Here is a 23,004-nt window from a genome sequence, read left to right as displayed (position 1 = left end):
GCGGGGAGGAGCGTGCTTCCTATGAGGGGCGAACCGAGTTGCCCGAAGTGCGGTGGCCGGGTGCGCGCGCCCGGTCTTTTCGCCGATTCCTGGCAGTGCGCCGACCACGGAGCCGTCCACCCGCTGCAACCGGTCATCCCGCCCAGTGTCGAAGGGCTGAGCGTGGTCGTCCACCGGGCGCAGGTGCCGGTGTGGATGCCGTGGCCCCTGCCGGTGGGGTGGCTGTTCACCGGGGTCGCCTCCGCCGGGGACGACCGCAGCGGCGGCCGCGCCACCGCCGTCGCCTGCTCGGGGCCGGGGCCGCTGGGGGGCATCGGCGAGCTGCTGCTGGTCGCGGAGGAACTCGGCGTCGGCCTCGGCGCGCGGTTCGCCGGCATCGACGACCCCGACCCCGGTTCGCGCATCGACGTCTCGGCGCCGCCCCACGCCAAGGTCGTCGCGGCGGGCCGGCCGACGCCGCTGTGGCACGTCTCCGGGGTCCCGGACGACAGGGCCGTCTTCGCGGGCGAGGCGCGGGGGCTGTGGCTGTGGGCCGTGGTCTGGCCGGAGCAGTCCGGCCTCCTGATGTACGACGAACTGGTCCTCACCGACCTCCGCGACGCGGGCTCCGAGGTGGAACTGCTCCCCTGCGGAGCGCTGAGCCCCCGCATCCTGACTCCCTGAGCCGGCCCCGGCCCACCCGCAGCCCCCGCACGACCCCGGCACGGGCGGAGCCGAACCCGCCCCCGTCCCCGCCCGGCCGGGGCAGGGGCAAGGGGGAAGCGCGGTTATCCTGGAGTGTCCCCCCGCCCCCGTGAGCCCTGGAGTTCGGCTGTGCGCATCGACCTGCACGCCCACTCCACCGCCTCCGACGGTACGGACACCCCCGCCGAGCTGGTGCGCAACGCCGCCGCGGCCGGGCTGGACGTGGTCGCGCTGACCGACCACGACACCGTCGGCGGATACGCGGAGGCGCTCGCCGCCCTCCCCGCCGGGCTGACCCTGGTCACGGGCGCCGAGCTGTCGTGCCGCCTCGACGGAGTCGGCCTGCACATGCTCGCGTACCTCTTCGACCCGCTGGAGCCCGAGCTCTCCCGCGAGCGGGAGCTCGTCCGCGACGACCGCACCCCCCGCGCCCAGGCGATGGTCGGCAAGCTGCGCGCGCTCGGCGTGGACATCACCTGGGAGCAGGTGGCCCGCATCGCGGGCGACGGCTCCGTCGGCCGCCCGCACATCGCCACCGCCCTCGTCGAGCTGGGCGTCGTCCCCACCGTCTCCGACGCGTTCACCGCGGACTGGCTCGCCAACGGCGGCCGCGCGTACGCGGAGAAGCACGAGCTGGACCCCTTCGACGCCGTCCGCCTGGTCAAGGCGGCCGGCGGGGTCACCGTCGTCGCGCACCCCGCCGCCGTCAAGCGCGGCACCTGCGTGCCCGAGTCCGCGATAGCCGCCCTGGCGGCCGCCGGCCTGGACGGCATCGAGGTGGACCACATGGACCACGACCCGGACACCCGTGTCCGGCTGCGCGGTCTGGCCGCGGACCTCGGCCTGCTGACGACCGGGTCCAGCGACTACCACGGCAGCCGCAAGACCTGCCGCCTCGGGGAGTACACGACCGACCCCGAGATCTACGGCGAGATCACGCGCCGTGCGACCGGCGCCTTCCCCGTGCCCGGCGCCGGCGGAGACGCCCGCGCGTAAGCGCCGCCCCCCGCGCTCCGCCCGCCCCCCTTTCGCGTCACACCCCTCACCTGCAAGGCATCACTGTGTTCGACTTCGCCGTCTTCGGATCCCTTTTTCTCACGCTTTTTGTGATTATGGACCCCCCGGGGATCACGCCGATCTTCCTCGCCCTGACCTCCGGACGCCCCGCCAAGGTGCAGCGCCGCATGGCCTGGCAGGCGGTCTGCGTGGCCTTCGGCGTCATCGCCGTCTTCGGGATCTGCGGTCAGCAGATCCTGGACTACCTGCACGTCTCCGTCCCCGCGCTGATGATCGCGGGCGGTCTGCTGCTCCTGCTGATCGCGCTCGACCTGCTCACGGGCAAGACGGACGAGCCCAAGCAGACCAAGGACGTGAACGTCGCCCTCGTCCCGCTGGGCATGCCGCTGCTGGCCGGCCCCGGTGCGATCGTGTCCGTCATCCTCGCCGTGCAGAAGGCCGACGGTGTGACCGGTCAGGTCTCGGTCTGGTGCGCGATCGTCGCCATGCACGTGGTGCTGTGGCTGACCATGCGCTACTCGCTCGTGATCATCCGGATCATCAAGGACGGCGGCGTGGTCCTCGTCACCCGGCTCGCCGGCATGATGCTGTCCGCCATCGCCGTCCAGCAGATCATCAACGGCGTGCTCCAGGTCGTCCGCGGAAGCTGACGTCCCGCCCCGGACGCGCGAACGCCCCCGCACCGTGATCGGTGCGGGGGCGTTCGTCGAAGATCAGGAGGACGCCGTCTCGGCCGGTCGGATCAGAATGCGCTGGCCCACAGAGGCGGCCTGCTGCACGATCCGGTTGACGGAGGCCGCGTCCACGACGGTGCTGTCCACGGCGGTTCCGTCGACGTCGTCCAGGCGCAGAATCTCGAAGCGCATCGGCTTCTCCCTTCGTCGGTGTTTCTCCTTGCACAGGGTTAACGAAGTGTAAGCGGCAAACATTCCCTACGCTAAGGAAATTTTTTCATTGGCTAACTACCTCTGGAGGGCGCTCTCCCAGAAGGACGCCAGCGCACCGGCCGTGACCTGCGGGTTCTCGGCATTGGGGGAGTGCTCGGCGCCCTCGACCACGACTCGCGCCGCGCTCAAGCGGACGGCCATGTCGTCCATCAGAGGCACCGGCCAGGCGTAGTCGACGGTTCCGGACAGCACCAGCTTGGGCAGCGGGACGGCCGCGAGCTCCTCCACCCGGTCCGGCTCGGCGATCAGCACCCGGCCGGTCGTGATCAACTGCTCCGGGACGGTCGCCAGCCAGCGCTCCCGCAGGAACTCCGCCATCTCGGGGGAGTCCGGGACGGCGTCCTCCGGATCCTGGGAGCGCATCGCCGCCCAGAGGGCCGGCATGTCGTCCCGCAGCGCTTCCAGCCCGGCGACCAGCAGCTTCGTCCGGGCCTGCTGGACCTCCGTGATCGCGGCGGGCCCGCTGCTCAGCAGGGTGAGCGAGGCGAAGGGCGCGGCGTCGCGCAACACGGCCGCGCGGGCGATCAGGCCGCCGAGGGAGTGCCCGACCAGGTGCAGCGGGCCCCCGCCGAGCGCGGCGGCCTGGGCCAGGACGTCGCGGGCCAGCTCCGGCAGCTCGTACGCGGCCTCGTCGCGCGGGCCGGGGCTCTCGTACTGTCCGCGCCCGTCGACGGCGACCACCCGGTACCCGGCGGTGGCCAGGGGATCCAGCAGGCCGACGAAGTCCTCCTTGCTGCCCGTGAACCCCGGGACCAGCAGGGCGGTGCCGCGCACGGCCTCCCCGGCCTCGTGCACGGCGAAGACGCCGCGGGCGGTGGACAGGCGGTACGCGCGGGCGACGGAGGGCAGCGTGAGGCGCGGCGGCTTGCTCATGGCCCGAGGCTACCGGCCCGTAGGGGAGTCCTCATCCCGGGTACGCGGACGGCCCCGGCCCCCTCGAAAGGGGACCGGGGCCGTTCGCGGGGTGTGAGCCCTACGCCTCCGGGGCGGTCTCCGCGACCTTGCGGGCGCGGGTACGGCGCGGCTTGGCCGGGGCCTCCTCGGCCACCGCAGCGGCGGCCTCGGCGGCCGGGGCGGCCTTACGGGTCCGGGTGCGCTTCGGCTTCGCCGGAGCCTCCTCGGCCGGCGCGGCGGCCTCGGCGACCGGAGCCGCCTCCACCACCTTGCGCGGCCGGGTACGGCGGGCCTTGACCGGCTCCACCAGCGGGGCCATCTGGAAGTCCGGCTCGTCGGCGGCGGGCGCCACGACCTTGCGGACGCGGGGACGGCGCGGCGCGACCGGAGCCTCCTCGGCCACGGCCGGAGCCGGGACGACGACGGCCTCGGCGGCCGGCGCCACGGCCTTGCGGGCCCGGCTGCGACGCGGCGCGGCCGGGGCCTCCTCGGCCGGGGCCGGGATGACGGCCGCTTCGGCGACCGGCGCGGCGGCCTTGCGGGTCCGGGTGCGGCGCGCCTTGACCGGGGCCTCCTCGGCCACGACCGCAGCCTCGGCCGGGGCCGGGGCGACGACCGGAGCCGCGGCGGGGGCGACCACCGGGGCCTCGGCGACCGGCGCCTCGACGACGGCGGCCTCGGCCACCGCGGCGGCGGCGGCCGAGGCGGACACGCGGGTCCGGCGGCGGCGCGGCCTGCGCGGCTCGTCGCCCGCCGGAGCGGCCTCGGAGACGGCCGGGGCCGCCGGGGCGTCCACGGTCTCGGAGCCCAGGTCCGCACCACCACGGGTGCGGCGGCGCTGACGCGGCGTACGGGTGCGCGCGGGGCGCTCCTCGGTCACCACGGCGGCGGCAGCGGGGCCGCGGCCGCCACGGGCACCGCGCCCGCCGGTCTCGCCCAGGTCTTCCAGGTCCTCGGCCTTCAGGCCGGCCCGGGTGCGCTCGGCGCGGGGCAGGACGCCCTTGGTGCCGGCCGGGATGTTCATTTCCTCGAACAGGTGCGGGGACGTGGAGTACGTCTCGACCGGGTCGTGGAAGTCCAGCTCCAGCGCCTTGTTGATCAGCTGCCAGCGCGGGATGTCGTCCCAGTCGACCAGGGTGACGGCGATGCCCTTGTTGCCCGCGCGGCCGGTGCGGCCCACGCGGTGCAGGAAGGTCTTCTCGTCCTCCGGCGTCTGGTAGTTGATGACGTGGGTCACACCCTCGACGTCGATGCCGCGCGCGGCGACGTCGGTGCACACCAGCACGTCGACCTTGCCGTTGCGGAACGCGCGCAGCGCCTGCTCGCGGGCGCCCTGGCCCAGGTCGCCGTGGACGGCGCCGGAGGCGAAGCCGCGCTTCTCCAGCTGCTCGGCGATGTCGGCCGCGGTGCGCTTGGTGCGGCAGAAGATCATGGCGAGGCCACGGCCCTCGGCCTGGAGGATGCGGGAGACGAGCTCCGGCTTGTCCATGTTGTGCGCACGGAAGACGTGCTGCTTGATGTTGGCGACGGTCGCGCCCTCGCCGTCCTCGGAGACGGCGCGGATGTGCGTGGGCTGCGTCATGTACCGGCGGGCCAGCCCGATGACGGCGCCCGGCATGGTCGCCGAGAACAGCATCGTCTGACGCTTGACGGGCAGGTAGCCCATGATCTTCTCGACGTCGGGCAGGAAGCCCAGGTCGAGCATCTCGTCGGCCTCGTCGAGGACGAGGGCCTTGACCTTGGACAGGTCGAGCTTCTTCTGGCCGGCCAGGTCGAGCAGGCGGCCCGGGGTGCCGACGATCACGTCGACGCCCTTCTTGAGCGCCTCGACCTGCGGCTCGTACGCGCGGCCGCCGTATATGGCGAGGACGCGGACGTTGCGGACCTTGCCCGCGGTCAGGAGGTCGTTGGTGACCTGGGTGCACAGCTCGCGGGTCGGAACCACCACGAGGGCCTGCGGAGCGTCGGTCAGCTGCTCGGGCGTCGCCCGGCCCGCCTCGACGTCCGCGGGGACGACGACCCGCTCCAGCAGGGGGAGACCGAAGCCCAGCGTCTTGCCGGTACCGGTCTTGGCCTGGCCGATGACGTCCGTGCCGGAAAGGGCGACGGGGAGGGTCATCTCCTGGATCGGGAAGGGGGACACGATGCCGACGGCCTCAAGGGCCTCGGCCGTCTCGGGAAAGATCCCGAGGTCTCGGAACGTAGTCAGGGTGCTGCCTCTTCTGTGAGACGCGGCGCGAGGCGGCGAGGGGGGTCGTACCGTGCCGTGCTTGCAGTACTGCTACGTACGAAGCTGCGCGGGACCACTAGCCTTCGCTCAAGCGCTTCTGCCGCTGAGGGGGCCCCTCGTGCGGAGGCGGTACGCATGGACGTACGCACCACACCGAGGGCGGTCGGGTTGGAGCCGATCGGGCCACCGACCGGGCATCCTCATTCGGATGGCCCGCCGAGTATTCGGCAGGCGCATTACCACTGTACCCCGGAATCGCGCAGCTGTGTCGGGTGAATTCACCGGGTAGGCGCGTTTACGTGGACTGACAGTGTGCGGGAGTGGTGCCTTGTGCGGCCTTTCGGGCGGCTATTGTGCGGAGCATGTCGACCGTAGAAAACGCATCTCCCGCCGACGACGGCACCCCCGCCGAGGCGCACGGTATCGCCGCCCAGGACTGGGCGACCGCCTCGGCGTCGCCGCAGTACCGGGCCGCCGTCGTGGACCTCCTCGGCGCGCTGGCGTACGGAGAGCTCGCGGCCTTCGAGCGGCTCGCGGAGGACGCGAAGCTCGCACCCACCCTCGGTGACAAGGCCGAACTCGCGAAGATGGCCTCCGCCGAGTTCCACCACTTCGAGCGGCTGCGCGACCGGCTCGCCGCGATCGACACCGAGCCGACGGCCGCAATGGAGCCCTTCGCCAAGGGCGTCGACGACTTCCACCGCCAGACGGCCCCGTCGGACTGGCTGGAGGGCCTGGTCAAGGCGTACGTCGGCGACTCGATCGCCAGCGACTTCTACCGCGAGGTCGCCACCCACCTCGACACCGACACCCGCGCCCTGGTCGTCGGCGTGCTCGACGACACCGGCCACGGCGGCTTCGCCGTCGAGAAGGTCCGCGCCGCGATCGAGGCCGACCCGCGCTGCGGCGGCCGCCTCGCGCTGTGGGCGCGCCGGCTGATGGGCGAGGCCCTCTCGCAGGCACAGCGGGTCGTCGCGGAACGCGACGCGCTGTCGACGATGCTGGTCGGCGGCGTCGACGGAATGGCGGCGGGCTTCGACCTGGCGGCCGTCGGCGAGATGTTCACCCGGATCACGAAGGCGCACACCAAGCGGATGGCCGCGCTGGGCCTGGCGGCCTGACCCCGGTCACGCACCGGATCACAGGTCACGCACCGGATCACGACTCAGGGGCCCTGTCCGTCAGGGCCCCTGCTCTCGTCCGGGGGTCGGCTCTCGTCCGGGGGTCGGCTCTCGTCCGGGGGTCTCAGCCCCGCGACGGGAGCGAAAACGGAGCCCGGCGGGGCGGCCTCCCGGAGTGCTGGGCCGGACGCAGGAGCAGCGAGAGCACGACGGCCGACACCAGGCCGGCGCCGACGAACGTGGCGGCCAGGGTGTTGTGCCCCGGACCCAGCGCCGTGTGCGTGAGGTAGGCCCCGAAGAGCGCCCCCGCCACACCGCTGACCAGGACCGTTCTGGGAGACGGCAGCCGCCTGGCGAGTCCGCGCACGGCCGCGCCGGACAGGGCGAGGCCCAGCAGGCCGGAGCCGAGCGCCTCCATCAGCAGCATCTGGTCACTCCCATACGTCAGGGCAAACCGGGTCACTGCGGTCCTACCCGAAGGGGACGAAAGGGAAACGGCCCGGCGGGGTCAACCGCCGGGCCGTTCCTCTCAGTTCCCGGTGCTTCAGAGCGCTCCGAAACCGACCTTGCGCGCGCTCGGCTCACCCAGGTCGACGTACGACAGGCGGTCCGACGGCACCAGGACCTTGCGGCCCTTGATGTCGGTGAGGCTGAGCAGCGGCGCCGTGCCCGACAGAGCGGCCGAGACGATGCTCTCCAGCTCCTCGGCGCTCAGGTCGCTCTCCAGCACGATCTCCCGGGGTGCGTGCTGCACGCCGATCTTGACCTCCACGGCTTTGTCCCTCCGACGGTCCGGTTCGCGCGATCAGCCGCGCCGTACCCGGTCCACATTAGCCCGGAGAGGGGACACGATCGGCTCGCGGCGGACACGCTCGCAGCGAACAGCCGCCGGTCAGGCGTCGGTGCCGTGCAGCGGGAAGCCGGCGATGCCCCGCCAGGCCAGCGAGGTCAGCAGGCCGACCGCGGTGTCCCGGGCGACCGGGCTCTCGCTGGACAGCCAGTACCGGGCCACGACCTGAGAGACCCCGCCCAGGCCCACGGCCAGCAGCATCGACTCGTCCTTCGACAGGCCCGTGTCCTCGGCGATGACGTCGGAGATCGCCTCGGCGCACTGGAGCGAGACGCGGTCGACGCGCTCGCGCACCGCGGGCTCGTTCGTCAGGTCCGACTCGAAGACGAGCCGGAAGGCGCCGCCCTCGTCCTCGACGTACGCGAAGTAGGCGTCCATCGTCGCCGCCACGCGCAGCTTGTTGTCGCTGGTCGACTCCAGCGCCGTGCGCACCGCCAGCAGCAGTGCCTCGCAGTGCTGGTCCAGCAGCGCCAGGTAGAGGTCGAGCTTGCCGGGGAAGTGCTGGTAGAGCACCGGCTTGCTGACTCCGGCGCGTTCCGCGATGTCGTCCATCGCGGCGGCGTGGTAGCCCTGCGCGACGAACACCTCCTGGGCCGCGCCCAGGAGCTGGTTGCGCCGGGCGCGGCGCGGCAGTCGCGTGCCCCGCGGACGCGCTGCCTCGGTCTGCTCGATGGCTGTCACGCCGCCTCCCACTTTCTTTCAGTACACAGTGCGCTCTGCGCCGCGCCGCCATCGTACTTTTCGGTAACCCGATCTGGTGGGTTCAAGCCGAGTTTTCTCGCGGTACGGACCAGCCGGACACGCTGGTCAGCGGCGGGCGGGCGGTGCGTGCGGGCCGTCAGCGGTAGTCCTCCTCGTCGAGCGGGACCACCCGGGCCTGTTCGGCGGCGTCCGCCTCGGGTGCCTCTCCCGGCTCCAGGCCGGACAGCGGGTCGTCCTCCTGCGGCTGGAGTTCGGCCAGTTGTTCCGCGGCGTCCGCTTCGGGCGCCTCGGGGTCGGTGATCTCCGGAATCCTCCCCCGGAAGGTGTCCGGTTCCGCAGGGTCGACAGTCATCGCGCTCCCCTCGCCTTCGCTCGTACCTCACTACGAGCCTAGGAGGATCGGGGATGCGCCGCCAGGCGGTCCTGTGACCGCCAACACAAGGGAAGACAGGGGGGTGAGCGTGATCCTCTCGTAACATTGCCCCATGTCTTCGACCGAGCTGCCGGGTGTGCGGTCCACCCCCGAGCCGAACTCCCAGGTGGGAGCGGTGCGGGTGGCCGAAGGAGAGCAGCTGCGCACCGTCGCGCTGCCGGGCCTGGAGCTGAACGTACGTTTCCGGCCACCCGTACGGGACGACCTGCCGCCCGCGCTCTTCGTGCACGGACTCGGCGGCTCCTCCCAGAACTGGTCCGTGCTCATGGAGCAGCTCGCCGGCACCGTCGACGGCGAGGCGGTCGACCTCCCCGGCTTCGGCTGGTCCCCGCCGCCCGCCGACCGCGACTACTCGGTGACCGCGCTCGCCCGGGCCGTCATCCGTCACCTCGACGCCGCCGGGCGCGGGCCGGTCCACCTGTTCGGGAACTCCCTCGGCGGGGCCGTCTCCACCCGGGTCGCGGCGGTCCGGCCCGACCTGGTGCGGACCCTGACGCTGGTCTCCCCGGCGCTGCCGGAGCTGCGCGTGCAGAGATCGGCCGTCCCCACCGCCCTGCTGGCGGTGCCCGGCATGGCCCCCCTGCTCGTGCGGCTCACCCGCGGGCTGACCGCCGAGCAGCGCACCCGGGGGGTGACGGGCCTCTGTTACGGAGACCCCTCCCGGGTGACACCGGAGGGGTTCGCGCACGCCGTCGAGGAGATGGAACGGCGGATGGCCCTGCCGTACTTCTGGGAGGCGATGACCCGCTCGTCACGGGGGATCGTCGACGCCTACACCCTCGGCGGGCAGCACGGGCTGTGGCGGCAGGCGCAGCGCGTGCTCGCGCCGACCCTGCTGGTCTACGGTGGCCGCGACCAACTGGTCTCGTACCGTATGGCGCGCAAGGCCGCCGCGGCCTTCCGGGGTTCGCGGCTGCTGTGCCTGCCCGAGGCCGGGCACGTGGCGATGATGGAGTACCCCGAGGTGGTGGCCGCCGCCTTCCGGGAGCTGCTGCACGACACCGACCGAGACGCCGAAGACGGCAAGGGCTGAGGACCGTGGGACGACATAGTCGCAAGGCCCCTTCCCCCGCCCCTGCCGCCGCCCGGCCGGAGCCCGCGCCGTACGAGGACCCGTACGAGGATCCGTACGGACCTCCCCCCGGCGCCCTCTACGAACCGCCGCCCTACGATCCGGCGCCGTACGATCCGCCGCCCTACGGGGCGCCCGCCCCCCACGACCGGGCCCAGGACCGCTACGCGCCGCCCCCCGCGTCCTACGAGGATCCGCCCGCCCCGCGCCGGGCGCCCGAACCCACCGTCATCCACCGGGGATACGCCCCCGCGGCCCGCCCCGGAGCGCGGCCCGGCGGCCGGCCCGAGCAGCGCGAACCGGGCGGGGCCTGGGGCGCGAACCCCTCGCCGGAGCCGGTGCGGGGCGCCGTGTACGGGGACTGGCGGGGGGTCCCGCGGACCACCGCGTACGCCCCGCCGCCGGTCCGGGACACCGACACCCCGCCCTTCGGTACGCCCGCCGCCGGCTTCCCCCGGGTCACGGCCCCGCCGCCGCGTGCGGCCGGGGCGCCGCTCGTGCCCGGGCCGAGGGAGCCCGGGCCGACCGAGTCCGAGGCGGCGCCGGAGTCCGGGGCGACCGCCGGGGACCGCCCCGGACCCGGGCGCGGCGCGAAGATCCGTACGTACACGGGGATGGCCGCCGCGGCCGTCACCACCGTCCTGGCCGTCGTCGTCGCGGGGCAGGTGGCCCTCGACGGCGAGTCCGCGGGCGGGGCGGCCGCGGCCGGCGACGACACTCCCGACCGCGTGAGCGAGTCGGCGGCCTCCCGCTCGGACGGCCGCCCGACGCCCGCCTCCCCGCCGCCGGTCGTGGCCGCGCCCGCGCCGCAGCTGACGTTCGAGCAGCAGATGGCGCTGCAACTGCCCATCGACGCCCAGCTGAAGGGCCCGGGCGCCTTCGACACCGTGCCCGGTGTGGTCAAGGCGCCCGGCAAGGGCAAGGTGGTGCGCTACCGGGTCGACGTCGAGCAGGGGCTGGGCCTGGACCACCAGCTCTTCGCGGAGGCCGTGCAGCGCACCCTCAACGACCCGCGCAGCTGGGCCCACAACGGCGCGATGACCTTCGAGCGGGTGCCGGGCGGCGAGGCCGAGTTCGTGATCACCCTGGCCAGCCCGGGGACCACCGGCGTCTGGTGCGCCAAGTCCGGTCTGGACACCACCGTCGACAACGTCTCCTGCGACTCCGCCTCCACCGAACGCGTGATGATCAACGCGTTCCGCTGGGCGCAGGGCTCGCCGACCTACGGCGCGGACCAGATGCTCGCGTACCGGCAGATGCTCATCAACCACGAGGTCGGGCACCGCCTCGGGCACGGGCACGTGAGCTGCCAGACGCCGGGCGCGCTCGCGCCGATCATGCAGCAGCAGACGAAATCCCTCGACATCAACAACATTCAGTGCAAGGCCAATCCCTGGGTTTTCCCCGGGGGTTGACGGGAACCGGCGGATCGGCGGCCGGTTCTTTCGTTGACAAGGTGTCCGCTGATCGGTAATTGTTCTCCGCATGTCGCACCACCACACCGTCTCCGCGAGCGCCGCCATCGAGCTGGCGCTCCTCGGTGTGGCCGCGCACAGCGTGGCCGACATCTTCTGTCGCTGACGCCTGCCTGAGCGCGCGACCCCGTCTCTGACCGTCCCGTCATCGACCGTCTCGCCGCGCCCGGGCCTTCCGCCCGCGGGCGCGGCCGCCTCGTTCCCTCCGGTTCCCGAACCTTTCGCCGACCGGTGACAGCTGCCCTCGCGTGGCCCTTTCCGCATTCCACTCCACGCCGAGAGGTACCCCTTTCCCATGCTTTCCGTCGGTCCAGCCCGTCAGTCCCAGATATCGCGCCGTGTGGCCGCGGTCGCCGTCAGCCTCGTACTGGCCGGGGGCGCCGCGGCGTGCGGGCCCAAGGACGCCGCGGAGAAGACCGGCGCCGGTGACAAGCCGGGCGCCACCGGGGGCGCCCCGCAGAAGGGCGGCACCCTGAGCGTCCTCAACAACGAGCCGCAGAGCGACTTCGACCCGGCCCGCCTCTACACCTCGGGCGGCGGAAACGTTCCCTCGCTGGTGTTCCGCACGCTGACCACCCGCAACCGCGAGGACGGACCGGCCGGCGCCAAGGTCGTCCCCGACCTCGCCACCGACCTCGGCAAGCCCAACGCCGACGCCACCGAGTGGACGTACACGCTCAAGGACGGACTCAAGTACGAGGACGGCTCCCCGATCACCACCGCCGACATCAAGTACGGCATCGAGCGCTCCTTCGCCGCCGAACTCTCCGGCGGCGCCCCCTACCTGCGGGACTGGCTCGTCGGCGGCGAGAGCTACGAGGGCCCCTACAAGGACGGCGGAAAGGGACTCGACTCCATCGTGGTGCCGGACGCGAAGACGATCGTCTTCAAACTCCGCAAGCCCGAGGGCGAGTTCCCCTTCCTCGCCACCCAGACGCAGTTCGCCCCCGTGCCCAAGGGCAAGGACACCGGAGTCAAGTACGAGGAGCACCCGGTCTCCTCCGGCCCGTACAAGGTCGTCAAGAACGAGGGCGACGGCGAGCACCTCACCCTGGAGCGCAACGAACACTGGGACGAGAAGACCGACGAGGAGCGCAAGGCCTACCCGGACAAGATCGACGTCCGCTCCGGCCTCGACGCGGCGGTCATCAACCAGCGGCTGTCCACCAGCTCCGGCCCGGACGCGGCCGCCGTCACCACCGACACCAACCTCGGACCCGCCGAACTCGCACAGATCGGCGACAACAAGGAGCTGGCCTCCCGCGTCGGCACCGGCCACTTCGGCTACGTCAACTACCTGGCCTTCAACCCGAAGGTCGCCCCCTTCGACAACCCGAAGGTCCGCCAGGCGATCTCGTACGCCGTCAACCGCACCAGCGTCATCAACGCGGCCGGCGGCTCCGCCCTCGCCGAGCCCGCCACCACCTTCCTCCCCGAGCGGGAAGCCTTCGGGTACGCGCCCTACGACCACTTCCCGGCGGGCAAGACCGGCGACCCGGCCAAGGCCAAGGAGCTCCTCAAGGAAGCGGGCTTCCCCGACGGCCTCACCATCACCCTGACCCACTCCACCGCCCAGAACCGGCAGACCAGCCCCGAGGTCGCCACCGCCGTCCAGCAGGCCCTCGCCGCCGCCGGGATCACCGTCAAGCTGGAGGGCCTGGAGAACAACGCCTTCAACGAGAAGCGCTGGGACGTCAAGAACACCCCCGGCTTCTTCCTCTCCCGCTGGGGCGCCGACTGGCCCTCCGGCGCCCCCTTCCTGGCCCCGATCTTCGACGGCCGGCAGATCGTCACCAACGGCTCGAACTACAACCACGCCCAGCTCGACGACCCGGCCGTGAACACCGAGATCGACGAGATCGCCAAGCTGACCGACCTCGCGGCCGCCGGCAAGCGCTGGGGCGCCCTCGACAAGAAGATCGGCGAGCAGGCCCTCGACGTGCCCCTGTTCCACCCGGTCTACAAGCGCCTCGTGGGCAAGGACGTCAAGAACGTCGTCATCAGCGACTGGACCGGCGTCCTCGACATCTCGCAGGTCTCCGTCAAGTGAGCGTCCTGATCGAAAAGCCGGTGTCCGCCGCCGGGGCCGTCACCCCGGCGGCGGGCGCCGCGCGCCAGGTCGTACGGCGCCTGCTGCGCCGCCCCGCGGCCCTCGCGGCCGCCGCCGTCCTGGCCCTGCTCGTCCTGCTCGCCCTCACCGCACCCCTGTTCGCCCAGCTCACCGGCCAGGACCCGAACGCCTACCACGACGAACTCGTCGACTCCGCACGCGGCGGCGTCCCCCTCGGCTCCTTCGGCGGCGTCTCCGCCGACCACTGGCTCGGCGTCGAACCGGGAACCGGCCGCGACCTGTTCACCCGCCTCCTCTACGGAGCGCGGGTCTCGCTGCTCGTGGCCCTCGGCGCCACCGCCGTGCAGATCGCCGTCGGCGTGGGCGTCGGCCTCGCCGCCGCCCTCGGCAACCGCTTCGTCAGCCAGCTCATCGGCCGCTTCACCGACGTGATGATCGCGCTGCCCATGCTGGTGATCGGCATCGCCCTCACCGCCGTCGTCCCGCCCGACTTCCCCCGCCCGCTGCTGCTCATCCTGATCATCGGGCTGCTCGACTGGGGCGGCACCGCCCGCATGGTGCGCGCCCAGACCCTCGCCCTGAACGGCCTCGACTTCGTCGAATCCGCCCGGCTCTCCGGCAACGGCACCCTGCGGATCGCCCGCCGCGAGCTGCTGCCCTCACTGGCCGCGCCCGTCATCACCCTCGCGGCGATCAAGGTCCCCACCGCCATGGTGGCGGAGGCCTCGCTGTCCTTCCTCGGGGTCGGCGTCAAGCCCCCCACCCCCTCCTGGGGGCAGATGCTGTCCAGCGCGCAGACCTGGTTCCGCGCCGACCCCACCTACGTCCTGCTCCCCGCCGGGCTGCTCTTCGTCACCGTGCTGGCCTTCACCGTCCTCGGCGACGCCGTCCGCACGGCCCTCGACCCGCGCGAAGGCTCGCGCCTGCGGGTCGGCACCAGAAAGGAGCGCAGGGCGTGACCCGCTTCGTGCTCAAACGGACCGGCGGCGCCCTGCTCGTCCTGCTCGCCCTGTCCGTCCTCATCTACGCCCTCTTCTACGTCGCCCCCGGCGACCCCGCCCGCCTCGCCTGCGGCGAGCGCTGCAGCCCGCAGCAGATCGCCCAGGTCCGCGAACAGCTCGGGCTCAACGACTCCGTGATCGTGCAGTACCTGCACTTCCTCCAGGGACTGCTGGCGGGCCGTGACTACTCCGGCGGCGCCGGACTGCTGCTGCACTGCGACGCGCCCTGCCTCGGCTTCTCCTACCAGAACGACCGGCAGGTCACCGAGCTGCTCCTGGAGCGGCTCCCCGCGACCCTGTCCCTCGCGCTCGGCGCGCTGGTCATCTGGCTCGTCGTCGGCGTCGGCACCGGGCTGCTCTCCGCGCTCCGCCGCGGCGGCCTCACCGAACGCGCCCTGACCGTCCTCACCCTGGCCGGGACCGGAACCCCGGTGTTCATCCTGGGCCTGCTGCTGCTCATGACGGTGTGCGCCTACCTCCAGTGGCTGCCGTTCCCGACCTACGTGCCGCTGACCGAGGACCCCGAACAGTGGGCCTGGAACATGCTGCTGCCCTGGGTCACGCTCGGCTTCTTCGAAAGCGCCAAGTACGCCCGGCTGACCAGGAGCTCCACCCTGGAGACGCTCGCCGAGGACCACATCCGCACCTTCCGCGCCTACGGCGTGGGCGAGCGGGCGATCGTCACCCGGCACGCCGTGCGCGGGGCCGTGGCCCCCGTGATCGCCCTGAGCGCCGTCGACTTCGGCACGATGATCGGCGGCGCGGTGCTCACCGAGTCCCTCTTCGGCATACCCGGCCTCGGCAAGACGCTGATCGACGGAGTGCGGGTCGTCGACCTGCCCGTGGTCGTGGGCGTCGTCCTCGCCATCGGAGCGGCGGTCGTCATCGCGGGCGCCGTCGCCGACCTGCTCTACGCCGTCGCGGACCGAAGGGTGGCCCTCGCATGACGGAACTCCTCGTCGAAGTGGACGACCTCGTCGTCGACTTCCCGGTCGGCGGACCCGGCGCACACGTACGGGCCGTCGACGGCGTCTCCTTCACCCTGGAGGCCGGCCGCGCCCTCGGCATCGTCGGCGAATCCGGCAGCGGCAAGTCCACCGTGGCCGCCGCCCTGCTCGGGCTGCACCACGGCACGGGCGCCCGCCTCTCCGGGACCGTCCGCGTCGACGGCACCGACGTGGCCACCGCCACCACCGCCGAACTGCGCCGGCTGCGCGGCGGCGCCGCCGCGATGGTCTTCCAGGACCCGCTGAGCGCCCTCGACCCGTACTACGCCATCGGCGACCAGATCGCCGAGGTCCACCGGATCCACGCCGGCGTCTCCCGGCGGGCCGCCCGGGCCCGGGCCGTCGAGGTCCTGGACCGGGTGGGCATCCCGGACGCCGTCCGGCGCGCCCGCGCCCGGCCCCACGAGTTCAGCGGCGGCATGCGCCAGCGCGCCCTCATCGCGATGGCCCTGGCCTGCGAGCCGAAGCTGCTCATCGCCGACGAGCCGACCACCGCCCTCGACGTCACCGTCCAGGCCCAGATCCTGGACCTGCTGCACGGGCTGCGCGAGGAACGCGGCCTCGGCCTGCTGCTCGTCACCCACGACGTGGGCGTCGCCGCGGAGAACGTGGACGACCTGCTCGTCATGCGCGACGGCGCCGCCGTCGAACGGGGCCCGGTCACCGAGGTCCTCTCGGCCCCCGAAGCCCCCTACACCCGGACCCTGCTGGCCGCCGTGCCCCGGCTGGACACCCCGCGCCCGACCCGGCTGCGGCCCGCCGACACCGAGGCCGCGCCCGTCGTCGAGGCCTTCGCGCTGAGCCGGGAGTTCGGCCGCGGCAAGCGCCGGATCGCCGCCGTCGGAGGCGTCTCGCTCGCCGTGCGCGCCGGGGAGACCCTCGGCATCGTCGGGGAGAGCGGCAGCGGCAAGAGCACCCTCGGACGGATGCTCGTCGGCCTGCTGCCGCCCAGCTCGGGCCAGGTCCGGCACGCGGGCACCGAGATCACCGGCATCGCCGCCGGCGCCCAGATGGTCTTCCAGGACCCGGTGTCCTCCCTCAATCCGCGCCGCTCCGTCGGCGAGTCCGTCGCCGACCCGCTGCGCGCCGCCGGGGAACGCGACGAGAAGGCCATCCGCTCCCGGGTCGGCGAACTCCTCGCCCGCGTCGGTCTGGAGGCCGGGCACTACGACCGCTACCCGCACGAGTTCAGCGGCGGCCAGCGCCAGCGCGTCGGCATCGCCCGCGCGCTCGCGCCCCGGCCCCGGCTGATCGTCTGCGACGAACCCGTCTCCGCCCTCGACGTCACCACCCAGGCGCAGGTCACGGCGCTGCTGGCCGAACTCCAGCGGGAGCTGGGCATCGCCCTCGTCTTCATCGCGCACGACCTCGCGGTGGTCCGGCAGGTCAGCGACCGGGTCGCCGTCATGCGCGGCGGCCTGATCGTCGAGGAGGGCCCCGTGGACCGCGTCTACGACCGGCCCGCCCACCCGTACACGCGCCGGCTGCTCGACGCCGTACCGGCCCTGGACCCCGCGCTGGCGGCCGGCCGGCGCTCCGCGCGGCAGGAGGCCTTCGCCTAGGGCGCCCGGGCGCCGGGAAGACACCCTTTCCTAGCGTGCTCGAACGCGAACCGTACGGGAAAGTTACGACTCTTCACCCCTTCCGGTGGCGCGACGGACAACCGTCCGTCGCGCCTTCGGCATATCCGCTTGAGTTCTTCCGCGGCGGGTCGCCGGGCCAACGGCGACCTCCTGAACGGGAGATCGGGGGTGCCACTCGTGCGGATCGCACTGCTCACGGAAGGCGGATATCCGTATGCGGCCGGAGAGGCGAGGCTGTGGTGCGACCGGCTCGTGCGCGGGCTCCCGCAGCACGAGTTCGAGCTCTACGCGCTGAGCCGCAGCGCCGGCCAGGAAGAGCGCGGCCGCGTCCCGCTCCCCGACCACGTCACCCGGGTACGGACCGCACCGCTGTGGGCCCCCGCCGACGACGGGCGCACCCACTCCCGGCGCGAGCGGCGCCGCTTCGCCGAAGCCTTGGGGGACCTCGTCCGGGGCGTCTGCGCCGGCCAGGCCGACCCCTTCGCCACCGGGCTCTACGCCCTCGCCGAACTCGCCCGCGAACAGGGCGGGATGTACGCGGCGCTGCGCTCGGAGACGGCCGTGCGCACCGTCGAGTCGGCCTGCCGGGCACCCGGCGCGGGCCGCGCCGTACGTGCGGCGCAGGTACCCGACCTGCTGGAGTTCGTCGACGAACTGGAGCGCGCGCTGCGCCCGTTGTCCCTCGACTGGTACGAGGACTGCGGCTCCGGACTCGGCACGGCCGACGTCTGCCACGCCGCGGCCGGCGGGGTCGCGGCCATCCCCGGCCTCCTGGCCAAACGCTTCTTCGGGGTCCCGCTGCTGGTCACCGAGTACGGGGTCCAGCTCCGCGCCCACTACCTGGCCGACCCCGACGGCGCCCGGCCCGCGCTGCGCGCCCTCCTCGCCGCCTTCCACACCCGCCTCGCCGGCGAGATCTACGCCCGGGCCGACCTGCTCACCCCCGGCAACGCCCACGCCCGCCGCTGGCAGGAACGCTGCGGCGCACCCCGGGAACGGCTGCGGACCGTGTACCCGGGGATGGAGGCGGAGCGATTCGCCGCCGTCGGCGAGGACACGGAATCCGGCGACCCCGACACCCTGGTGTGGGTCGGCAGGATCGAGCCGGCCAAGGACCTCATCGCCCTGCTGCACGCCTTCGCCGAGGTCCGCAAGGCCGCCCCGCGGACCCGGCTGCGGATCTTCGCCACCTCCGTGGCCCCCGGCGCCGTGTCCGTCGACTACCTCGCCGACTGCCGCTCCCTGGCCGCGCAGCTCTTCCCCGACGAGGCCGCCGACGCCCGCACGGTGGGGGAGAGCCCCGTCACCTTCGAGGAGGTCGGCGGTCCCGAGGCCCCCTCCCCGGCCGACGCCTACGCCGCCGGGCGGATCGTGGTGCTGTCCTCGGTGATCGAGGGCTTCCCCATCACCCTCGCCGAAGCCATGTTCTGCGGCCGGGCCACCGTCTCCACCGACGTCGGCGCCGTCTGCGAGGTCATCGGCGGCACCGGACTCGTCGTCCCGCCCCGCAACCCCCGCGCCCTCGCCGACGCCTGCCTCGCGCTGCTGGGGGAACCCGAACGGGCCCAGCGGCTCGGCGCGGCCGCCCGGGCCCGGGCCCTGGAACTGTTCACCGTCGAGCAGAACGTCACCGCCTTCCAGGACATCTACCTCCGGCTCCTGGCCCGCGGCTCCGCACGGCCCGACGGGGAGATCCCCTTCGAGCAGCCCGCCGAAGCCCGGGTCCCGGGGCACTGGACCACCCCCACCTGGGCGGCCCCCGGCTCCACGGGCGGCCCCTCCGGGATCACGGAGGCCGCCGTATGACCGCCCTCGACCCCGGCCCCGCCCCAGCGCCCGGCCCCGCCGCCGCCCCCGCCCCCGCCGAGGAGGCCGGGCCGTCCCCGCGGACGGACCCCGCCGGCTCCGCCGCCCCGTCCCTCCGCGGCGGCCCCGCCGGCTCCGCCCCGCAGGCCCCCCGCCGGCGGACCGCCGGCGGTGACCCCGTCAAAACCCTGCTGCACCGGCACCGGGAGCTCTGCGAACGGGCCGTCGACCCGCTGGAGATCGCCGCCGGGCTCGAAGCGCACGGCATCACCGACCGCACCGCCGCCCGGTTCCGGCACCGCGACGTCTTCTCCCTCGCGGAGGAGCTGTACGCCCGCACCCCGCGCGACGACGACCGCCCCGCCCCGCCCGCCCGGATGCCGGCCGGCCCCCGCGCGCTGCGCGGCTTCGGGTACTCCCTGCTGCCCGGGGCCCTCGCGGTCGGCGCGGCCGCCGCCGGGACGCCGTGGGCGGGACCCCTCGCGGCGCTCGTCACCGCCGGGGCCCTCGTGTGGCCCGGGCGCAGCGCCGGCGGACGGTTCCCCTACGCCGCCCACCTGCTCGCGGCCGCCGCCGTCGGCTGGGCCGCGCACCTGCACGGACCGGCCCTCGGCGCCGGCCTCGCCCTGGCCGTCGCCCCCGGGTACCTGGCCGGAGTCCTCTTCGCCGCCCGGGCCCGGCGCCGGCTCGCCGCGAGCCGGGCCCTGGAGGACTTCGCCGACGGGGCGCGGCCCCTGCTCGCCGGGACCCTCCTGCTGTTCACCGCGGCCGCCACGGGGGCGGCCGCGGTGACCGGAGCCCCCCTCGCGCAGGCCGTGCCGCTCGCGGTGCTGCTGTTCCTGGCCCGCCTGCTGCTCGGCCACGGCGCCCACCGCGCGCCCGTGGCCGCGGCCCTGGTCCTCGCCCTGGTCCCGTCCCCGGCGGTGGTGTCCGCCGCCGCCGCGGGACTCCTCGTACACGCCTTCCTCGCGCTGTCCCGTGCCTCGGCACACGCGCGTCCCTGAGCCTTCGGAACCGACGCCGGAGCGCCGTACCCCGATACCGACCCCACCAGCCAAGGAGAAACAGGATGACCGGCCAGCCAAACAACCAAGGGGCGGCGCGATGAGGGTGCTGCTGATCGGAGCCAACGGTTACCTCGGACGCTACGTCGCGGACCGGCTGCTCGCCGACCCCGCCGTCCAGCTCACCGCGCTCGGCCGCGGCGACGACGCCGACGTCCGCTTCGACCTCGCCACGGGCAGCCCCGGCGCGCTCACCCGCTTCCTCGACGCCGTCCACCCGGGCGTCGTCATCAACTGCGCGGGCGCCACCCGCGGCGGCGCCCGCGAACTCACCCGGCACAACACCGTCGCCGTCGCCACCATCTGCGAGTCGCTGCGCCGCAGCGGCTGCGGGGCCCGGCTCGTCCAGCTCGGCTGCGCCGCCGAGTACGGGCCCAGCCAGCCCGGCTCGTCCACGGCCGAGGACGCCGTCCCGAGACCCGGCGGACCGTACGGCGTCAGCAAGCTCGCCGCCACCGAACTCGTCCTCGGATCGGGCCTGGACGCCGTCGTCCTGCGGATCTTCTCGCCCGTCGGCCCCGGCACCCCCGCCGGCTCCCCGCTCGGCCGGCTCGCCGAGGCCATGCGGCGCGCCATGCAGTCGGGGGACGGCGAGCTCAAGCTGAGCGGCCTCGGCGTGCAGCGGGACTTCGTGGACGTACGGGACGTCGCCCGGGCGGTGCACGCCGCCTCCCTCTCCGCCGCCCAGGGCGTCGTCAACATCGGCACCGGCCGCGCGGTCCGGCTGCGCGACGCGGCGGCCGTCCTCGCCCGGGTCGCCGGGTACGGGGGCGCCCTGCACGAGCTCGACCTGCCCCAGCAGCACGCGCACCCCGGCCGGCCGCCGGGCCTGGCCGCCATCGGCTCGCCCCGCTCCGAGGCGACCCCCGAGCAGCTCGCCGGCAGCGCCCCGCAGCCCTACCCGTACCCGGACGGCTGCGGCGCCTGGCAGCAGGCCGACGTCCGCACCGCCCGCGACCGGCTCGGCTGGCGGCCCCGGATCAACCTGGAGGAATCCCTCGCGGACATCTGGATGGAGGCGGCGTGCCGCATCTGACCACGCCGCCGGGAACCCCGGCGGACGCCGCGACCGGGGCCGGCCGCCTCGGTCTCGGCGCCCCCGGCTACGCACATCCCCTGCTCGCCCCCGTCGAATGGGCCGAGCTGACCCGCCCCGGGACCCCCCTGCACTGGGCCGTCCTCAACGTCACCGACGGCCCGGGCGGCCGGCCCGACCCGCACTGCTCCGAGGCCTCCGCGAAGCTGCGCGGTCCGGGCGGCGACGGACCCCGGCTCCTCGGACATCTCGCCCTGCGGGGCGGAAGCCGGTCGTTCGGGGAGCTGGTCTCCGACGCCCACCGCTTCCGCGACTGGTACGGGGTCGGCGGCTTCTACCTCGCCGACGCCCCCGCCGACCGGTCGGAACTCGCCTCCGTGCGCCGGGTCGTGGAGACCCTGCGGGGGCTGGGCGAGGACCTGCGGATCGTCCTCGGGCACGGCACCCACCCCTGCGAGGGCTACGCCGAGGCCGCCGACCAGCTGGTCACCTTCTCCGGGGCCTGGGCCGACTACCGCTGGTCGCAGGTCGCGGAGTGGACGGCCGAGTACCCGCCGGAGCGGTTCTGCCACCTCGTCCACGGCGTGCCCCGCACCCACCTGGAGGAGGCCGTCCGGATCGCCCGCTGGCAGGGCGCCGGGACCATCTGGTTCACGGACCGGCGGGGTGCCGGGGACCGGGACCCCTGGGCCTCGATGCCCGGGTACTGGGACGAAATCGTCTCGCGGATCGGACCGGGTGTCTCGGAATGAAGAGGGGCGTGGCAGTGTTACGGGGAGAACAACCGTTGAGACATACCCATCTACGGAGTCCCCGTGTCGCTGCCACCCCTGGTAGAGCCAGCTGCTGAGCTCACCGTTGACGAGGTCCGTCGGTACTCCCGCCACCTGATCATCCCGGATGTCGGGATGGACGGCCAGAAGCGCCTGAAGAACGCCAAGGTGCTGGCCGTGGGCGCGGGCGGCCTCGGCTCGCCCGCCCTCATGTACCTGGCCGCGGCCGGCGTCGGCACGCTGGGCATCGTGGAGTTCGACGAGGTCGACGAGTCGAACCTGCAGCGCCAGATCATCCACAGCCAGGCGGACATCGGCCGTTCCAAGGCCGAGTCGGCGCGCGACAGCGTGCTGGGCATCAACCCGTACGTCAACGTGGTCCTTCACGAAGAGCGGCTCGAAGCCGAGAACGTGATGGAGATCTTCAGCCAGTACGACCTCATCGTCGACGGCACGGACAACTTCGCCACCCGTTACCTGGTCAACGACGCCTGCGTGCTGCTGAACAAGCCGTACGTGTGGGGTTCGATCTACCGCTTCGACGGCCAGGCCTCGGTCTTCTGGTCCGAGCACGGACCCTGCTACCGCTGCCTCTACCCGGAGCCCCCGCCGCCGGGCATGGTCCCGAGCTGCGCCGAGGGCGGCGTGCTGGGCGTGCTGTGCGCGTCCATCGGGTCCATCCAGGTCACCGAGGCCATCAAGGTCCTCACGGGCGTGGGCGAGCCGCTGGTCGGCCGCCTGATGATCTACGACGCCCTGGAGATGCAGTACCGCCAGGTCAAGGTCCGCAAGGACCCCGACTGCGCGGTCTGCGGTCCGAACGCGACCGTCAAGGAACTCATCGACTACGAGGCCTTCTGCGGCGTCGTGTCGGAGGAGGCCCAGGAGGCCGCCGCGGGTTCGACGATCACTCCCAAGCAGCTCAAGGAGTGGATCGACAACGACGAGCCGATCGAGATCATCGACGTCCGCGAGATCAACGAGTACGAGATCGTCTCGATCCCCGGCGCGAAGCTGATCCCCAAGGGCGAGTTCCTGATGGGCACGGCCCTCCAGGACCTGCCGCAGGACAAGCGCATCGTCTTGCACTGCAAGACGGGTGTCCGCAGTGCGGAAGTCCTGGCCGTCCTGAAGTCCGCGGGCTTCGCGGACGCCGTCCACGTCGGCGGCGGCGTCATCGGCTGGGTCCACCAGATCGAGCCCGAGAAGCCGGTCTACTAGAACGCCCCGGAGGGGCC

23 protein-coding genes are annotated in these 23,004 nt (G+C 73.5%); 16 read left to right on the top strand and 7 right to left on the bottom strand.

Annotated elements, in window-relative coordinates; genetic code table 11:
* Nucleotides 1-21 precede the first annotated feature (21 nt).
* From AC07B0_RS08280 to AC07B0_RS08270, 3 genes are all read left to right on the top strand, one after another.
* The gene (locus AC07B0_RS08280; RefSeq protein WP_356874609.1) at nt 22-663 is read left to right on the top strand and encodes a DUF6758 family protein; all 642 of its coding nucleotides are present in this window, start codon (nt 22-24) and stop codon (nt 661-663) included.
* A 150-nt stretch (nt 664-813) separates the two neighbouring features.
* Nucleotides 814-1,680, top strand: a complete 867-nt coding sequence (locus tag AC07B0_RS08275; protein WP_478897339.1) for a PHP domain-containing protein — start codon at nt 814-816, stop codon at nt 1,678-1,680.
* Between the two features lie 65 nt (nt 1,681-1,745).
* Nucleotides 1,746-2,351 carry a MarC family protein gene (locus AC07B0_RS08270; protein ID WP_356874605.1) on the top strand — a complete coding sequence of 202 codons (606 nt, stop codon included), beginning with the start codon at nt 1,746-1,748 and terminating at the stop codon, nt 2,349-2,351.
* Nucleotides 2,352-2,414: 63 nt separating this feature from the next.
* Here AC07B0_RS08270 and AC07B0_RS08265 read toward each other — a convergent pair whose 3' ends face one another.
* The 3 genes from AC07B0_RS08265 to AC07B0_RS08255 all read right to left on the bottom strand — a co-directional run bounded on the left by AC07B0_RS08265 (nt 2,415) and on the right by AC07B0_RS08255 (nt 5,685).
* Entirely contained in the window at nt 2,415-2,567 is a 153-nt protein-coding gene (locus AC07B0_RS08265; RefSeq protein ID WP_356874603.1) for a hypothetical protein, read from the bottom strand.
* Between the two features lie 96 nt (nt 2,568-2,663).
* A complete protein-coding gene (locus AC07B0_RS08260) occupies nt 2,664-3,521 on the bottom strand; it encodes an alpha/beta fold hydrolase (protein ID WP_478897337.1) in 858 nt (285 codons plus the stop codon).
* Between the two features lie 100 nt (nt 3,522-3,621).
* Nucleotides 3,622-5,685 carry a DEAD/DEAH box helicase gene (locus AC07B0_RS08255; protein ID WP_478897335.1) on the bottom strand — a complete coding sequence of 688 codons (2,064 nt, stop codon included), beginning with the start codon at nt 5,683-5,685 and terminating at the stop codon, nt 3,622-3,624.
* Nucleotides 5,686-6,134: 449 nt separating this feature from the next.
* Between AC07B0_RS08255 and AC07B0_RS08250 the strand changes: the two genes are divergently transcribed.
* A complete protein-coding gene (locus AC07B0_RS08250) occupies nt 6,135-6,893 on the top strand; it encodes a ferritin-like fold-containing protein (RefSeq protein ID WP_356874597.1) in 759 nt (252 codons plus the stop codon).
* A gap of 124 nt (nt 6,894-7,017) precedes the next feature.
* Here AC07B0_RS08250 and AC07B0_RS08245 read toward each other — a convergent pair whose 3' ends face one another.
* From AC07B0_RS08245 to AC07B0_RS08230, 4 genes are all read right to left on the bottom strand, one after another.
* Nucleotides 7,018-7,320, bottom strand: a complete 303-nt coding sequence (locus AC07B0_RS08245; RefSeq protein ID WP_356874595.1) for a hypothetical protein — start codon at nt 7,318-7,320, stop codon at nt 7,018-7,020.
* Nucleotides 7,321-7,437: 117 nt separating this feature from the next.
* Nucleotides 7,438-7,665, bottom strand: a complete 228-nt coding sequence (locus tag AC07B0_RS08240; protein ID WP_356874593.1) for a DUF3107 domain-containing protein — start codon at nt 7,663-7,665, stop codon at nt 7,438-7,440.
* 120 nt (nt 7,666-7,785) lie between these two features.
* Complete coding sequence (locus AC07B0_RS08235; RefSeq protein WP_356874591.1) at nt 7,786-8,424, bottom strand: TetR/AcrR family transcriptional regulator; 639 nt, start codon at nt 8,422-8,424, stop codon at nt 7,786-7,788.
* Between the two features lie 157 nt (nt 8,425-8,581).
* Nucleotides 8,582-8,797 carry a hypothetical protein gene (locus AC07B0_RS08230; protein WP_356874589.1) on the bottom strand — a complete coding sequence of 72 codons (216 nt, stop codon included), beginning with the start codon at nt 8,795-8,797 and terminating at the stop codon, nt 8,582-8,584.
* Between the two features lie 133 nt (nt 8,798-8,930).
* On the opposite strand from AC07B0_RS08230, the gene AC07B0_RS08225 reads away from it, so the two are divergent.
* The 12 genes from AC07B0_RS08225 to moeZ all read left to right on the top strand — a co-directional run bounded on the left by AC07B0_RS08225 (nt 8,931) and on the right by moeZ (nt 22,987).
* Entirely contained in the window at nt 8,931-9,911 is a 981-nt protein-coding gene (locus AC07B0_RS08225; RefSeq protein WP_356874587.1) for an alpha/beta fold hydrolase, read from the top strand.
* A gap of 5 nt (nt 9,912-9,916) precedes the next feature.
* The gene (locus AC07B0_RS08220; protein ID WP_478897333.1) at nt 9,917-11,365 is read left to right on the top strand and encodes a DUF3152 domain-containing protein; all 1,449 of its coding nucleotides are present in this window, start codon (nt 9,917-9,919) and stop codon (nt 11,363-11,365) included.
* Nucleotides 11,366-11,435: 70 nt separating this feature from the next.
* Nucleotides 11,436-11,531, top strand: a complete 96-nt coding sequence (locus AC07B0_RS08215; RefSeq protein ID WP_356874583.1) for an Ms4533A family Cys-rich leader peptide — start codon at nt 11,436-11,438, stop codon at nt 11,529-11,531.
* A 189-nt stretch (nt 11,532-11,720) separates the two neighbouring features.
* On the top strand, nt 11,721-13,475 hold the full coding sequence (locus AC07B0_RS08210) for an ABC transporter substrate-binding protein (RefSeq protein ID WP_467290272.1): 1,755 nt from the start codon (nt 11,721-11,723) through the stop codon (nt 13,473-13,475).
* Nucleotides 13,476-13,480: 5 nt separating this feature from the next.
* Nucleotides 13,481-14,455, top strand: a complete 975-nt coding sequence (locus AC07B0_RS08205; protein ID WP_478897596.1) for an ABC transporter permease — start codon at nt 13,481-13,483, stop codon at nt 14,453-14,455.
* Entirely contained in the window at nt 14,452-15,444 is a 993-nt protein-coding gene (locus AC07B0_RS08200; protein WP_356874577.1) for an ABC transporter permease, read from the top strand. Before AC07B0_RS08205 ends, AC07B0_RS08200 begins: the two co-directional genes overlap by 4 nt.
* Nucleotides 15,441-17,066 (top strand): ABC transporter ATP-binding protein, encoded by a 1,626-nt coding sequence (locus tag AC07B0_RS08195; protein ID WP_356874575.1) that lies wholly within the window; start codon nt 15,441-15,443, stop codon nt 17,064-17,066. Before AC07B0_RS08200 ends, AC07B0_RS08195 begins: the two co-directional genes overlap by 4 nt.
* 198 nt (nt 17,067-17,264) lie before the next feature.
* Entirely contained in the window at nt 17,265-18,893 is a 1,629-nt protein-coding gene (locus tag AC07B0_RS08190) for a DUF3492 domain-containing protein (RefSeq protein WP_478897330.1), read from the top strand.
* Nucleotides 18,890-19,897: a hypothetical protein gene (locus tag AC07B0_RS08185; protein ID WP_478897329.1), complete on the top strand. Its 1,008-nt coding sequence runs from the start codon at nt 18,890-18,892 to the stop codon at nt 19,895-19,897. The genes AC07B0_RS08190 and AC07B0_RS08185 overlap by 4 nt, the downstream gene beginning before the upstream one ends.
* Nucleotides 19,898-19,997: 100 nt before the next feature.
* The gene (locus AC07B0_RS08180) at nt 19,998-20,993 is read left to right on the top strand and encodes an NAD-dependent epimerase/dehydratase (protein ID WP_356874569.1); all 996 of its coding nucleotides are present in this window, start codon (nt 19,998-20,000) and stop codon (nt 20,991-20,993) included.
* Nucleotides 20,981-21,745, top strand: coding sequence for a spherulation-specific family 4 protein (locus tag AC07B0_RS08175; protein WP_478863338.1), 765 nt, complete (start codon nt 20,981-20,983; stop codon nt 21,743-21,745). The genes AC07B0_RS08180 and AC07B0_RS08175 overlap by 13 nt, the downstream gene beginning before the upstream one ends.
* Nucleotides 21,746-21,808: 63 nt before the next feature.
* Nucleotides 21,809-22,987 carry an adenylyltransferase/sulfurtransferase MoeZ gene (gene moeZ, locus AC07B0_RS08170; protein ID WP_363053164.1) on the top strand — a complete coding sequence of 393 codons (1,179 nt, stop codon included), beginning with the start codon at nt 21,809-21,811 and terminating at the stop codon, nt 22,985-22,987.
* Nucleotides 22,988-23,004 lie beyond the last annotated feature (17 nt).

The organism is Streptomyces sp. NPDC044704 (assembly GCF_056433525.1).
This window is presented reverse-complemented; position numbering and strand designations above follow the sequence as displayed.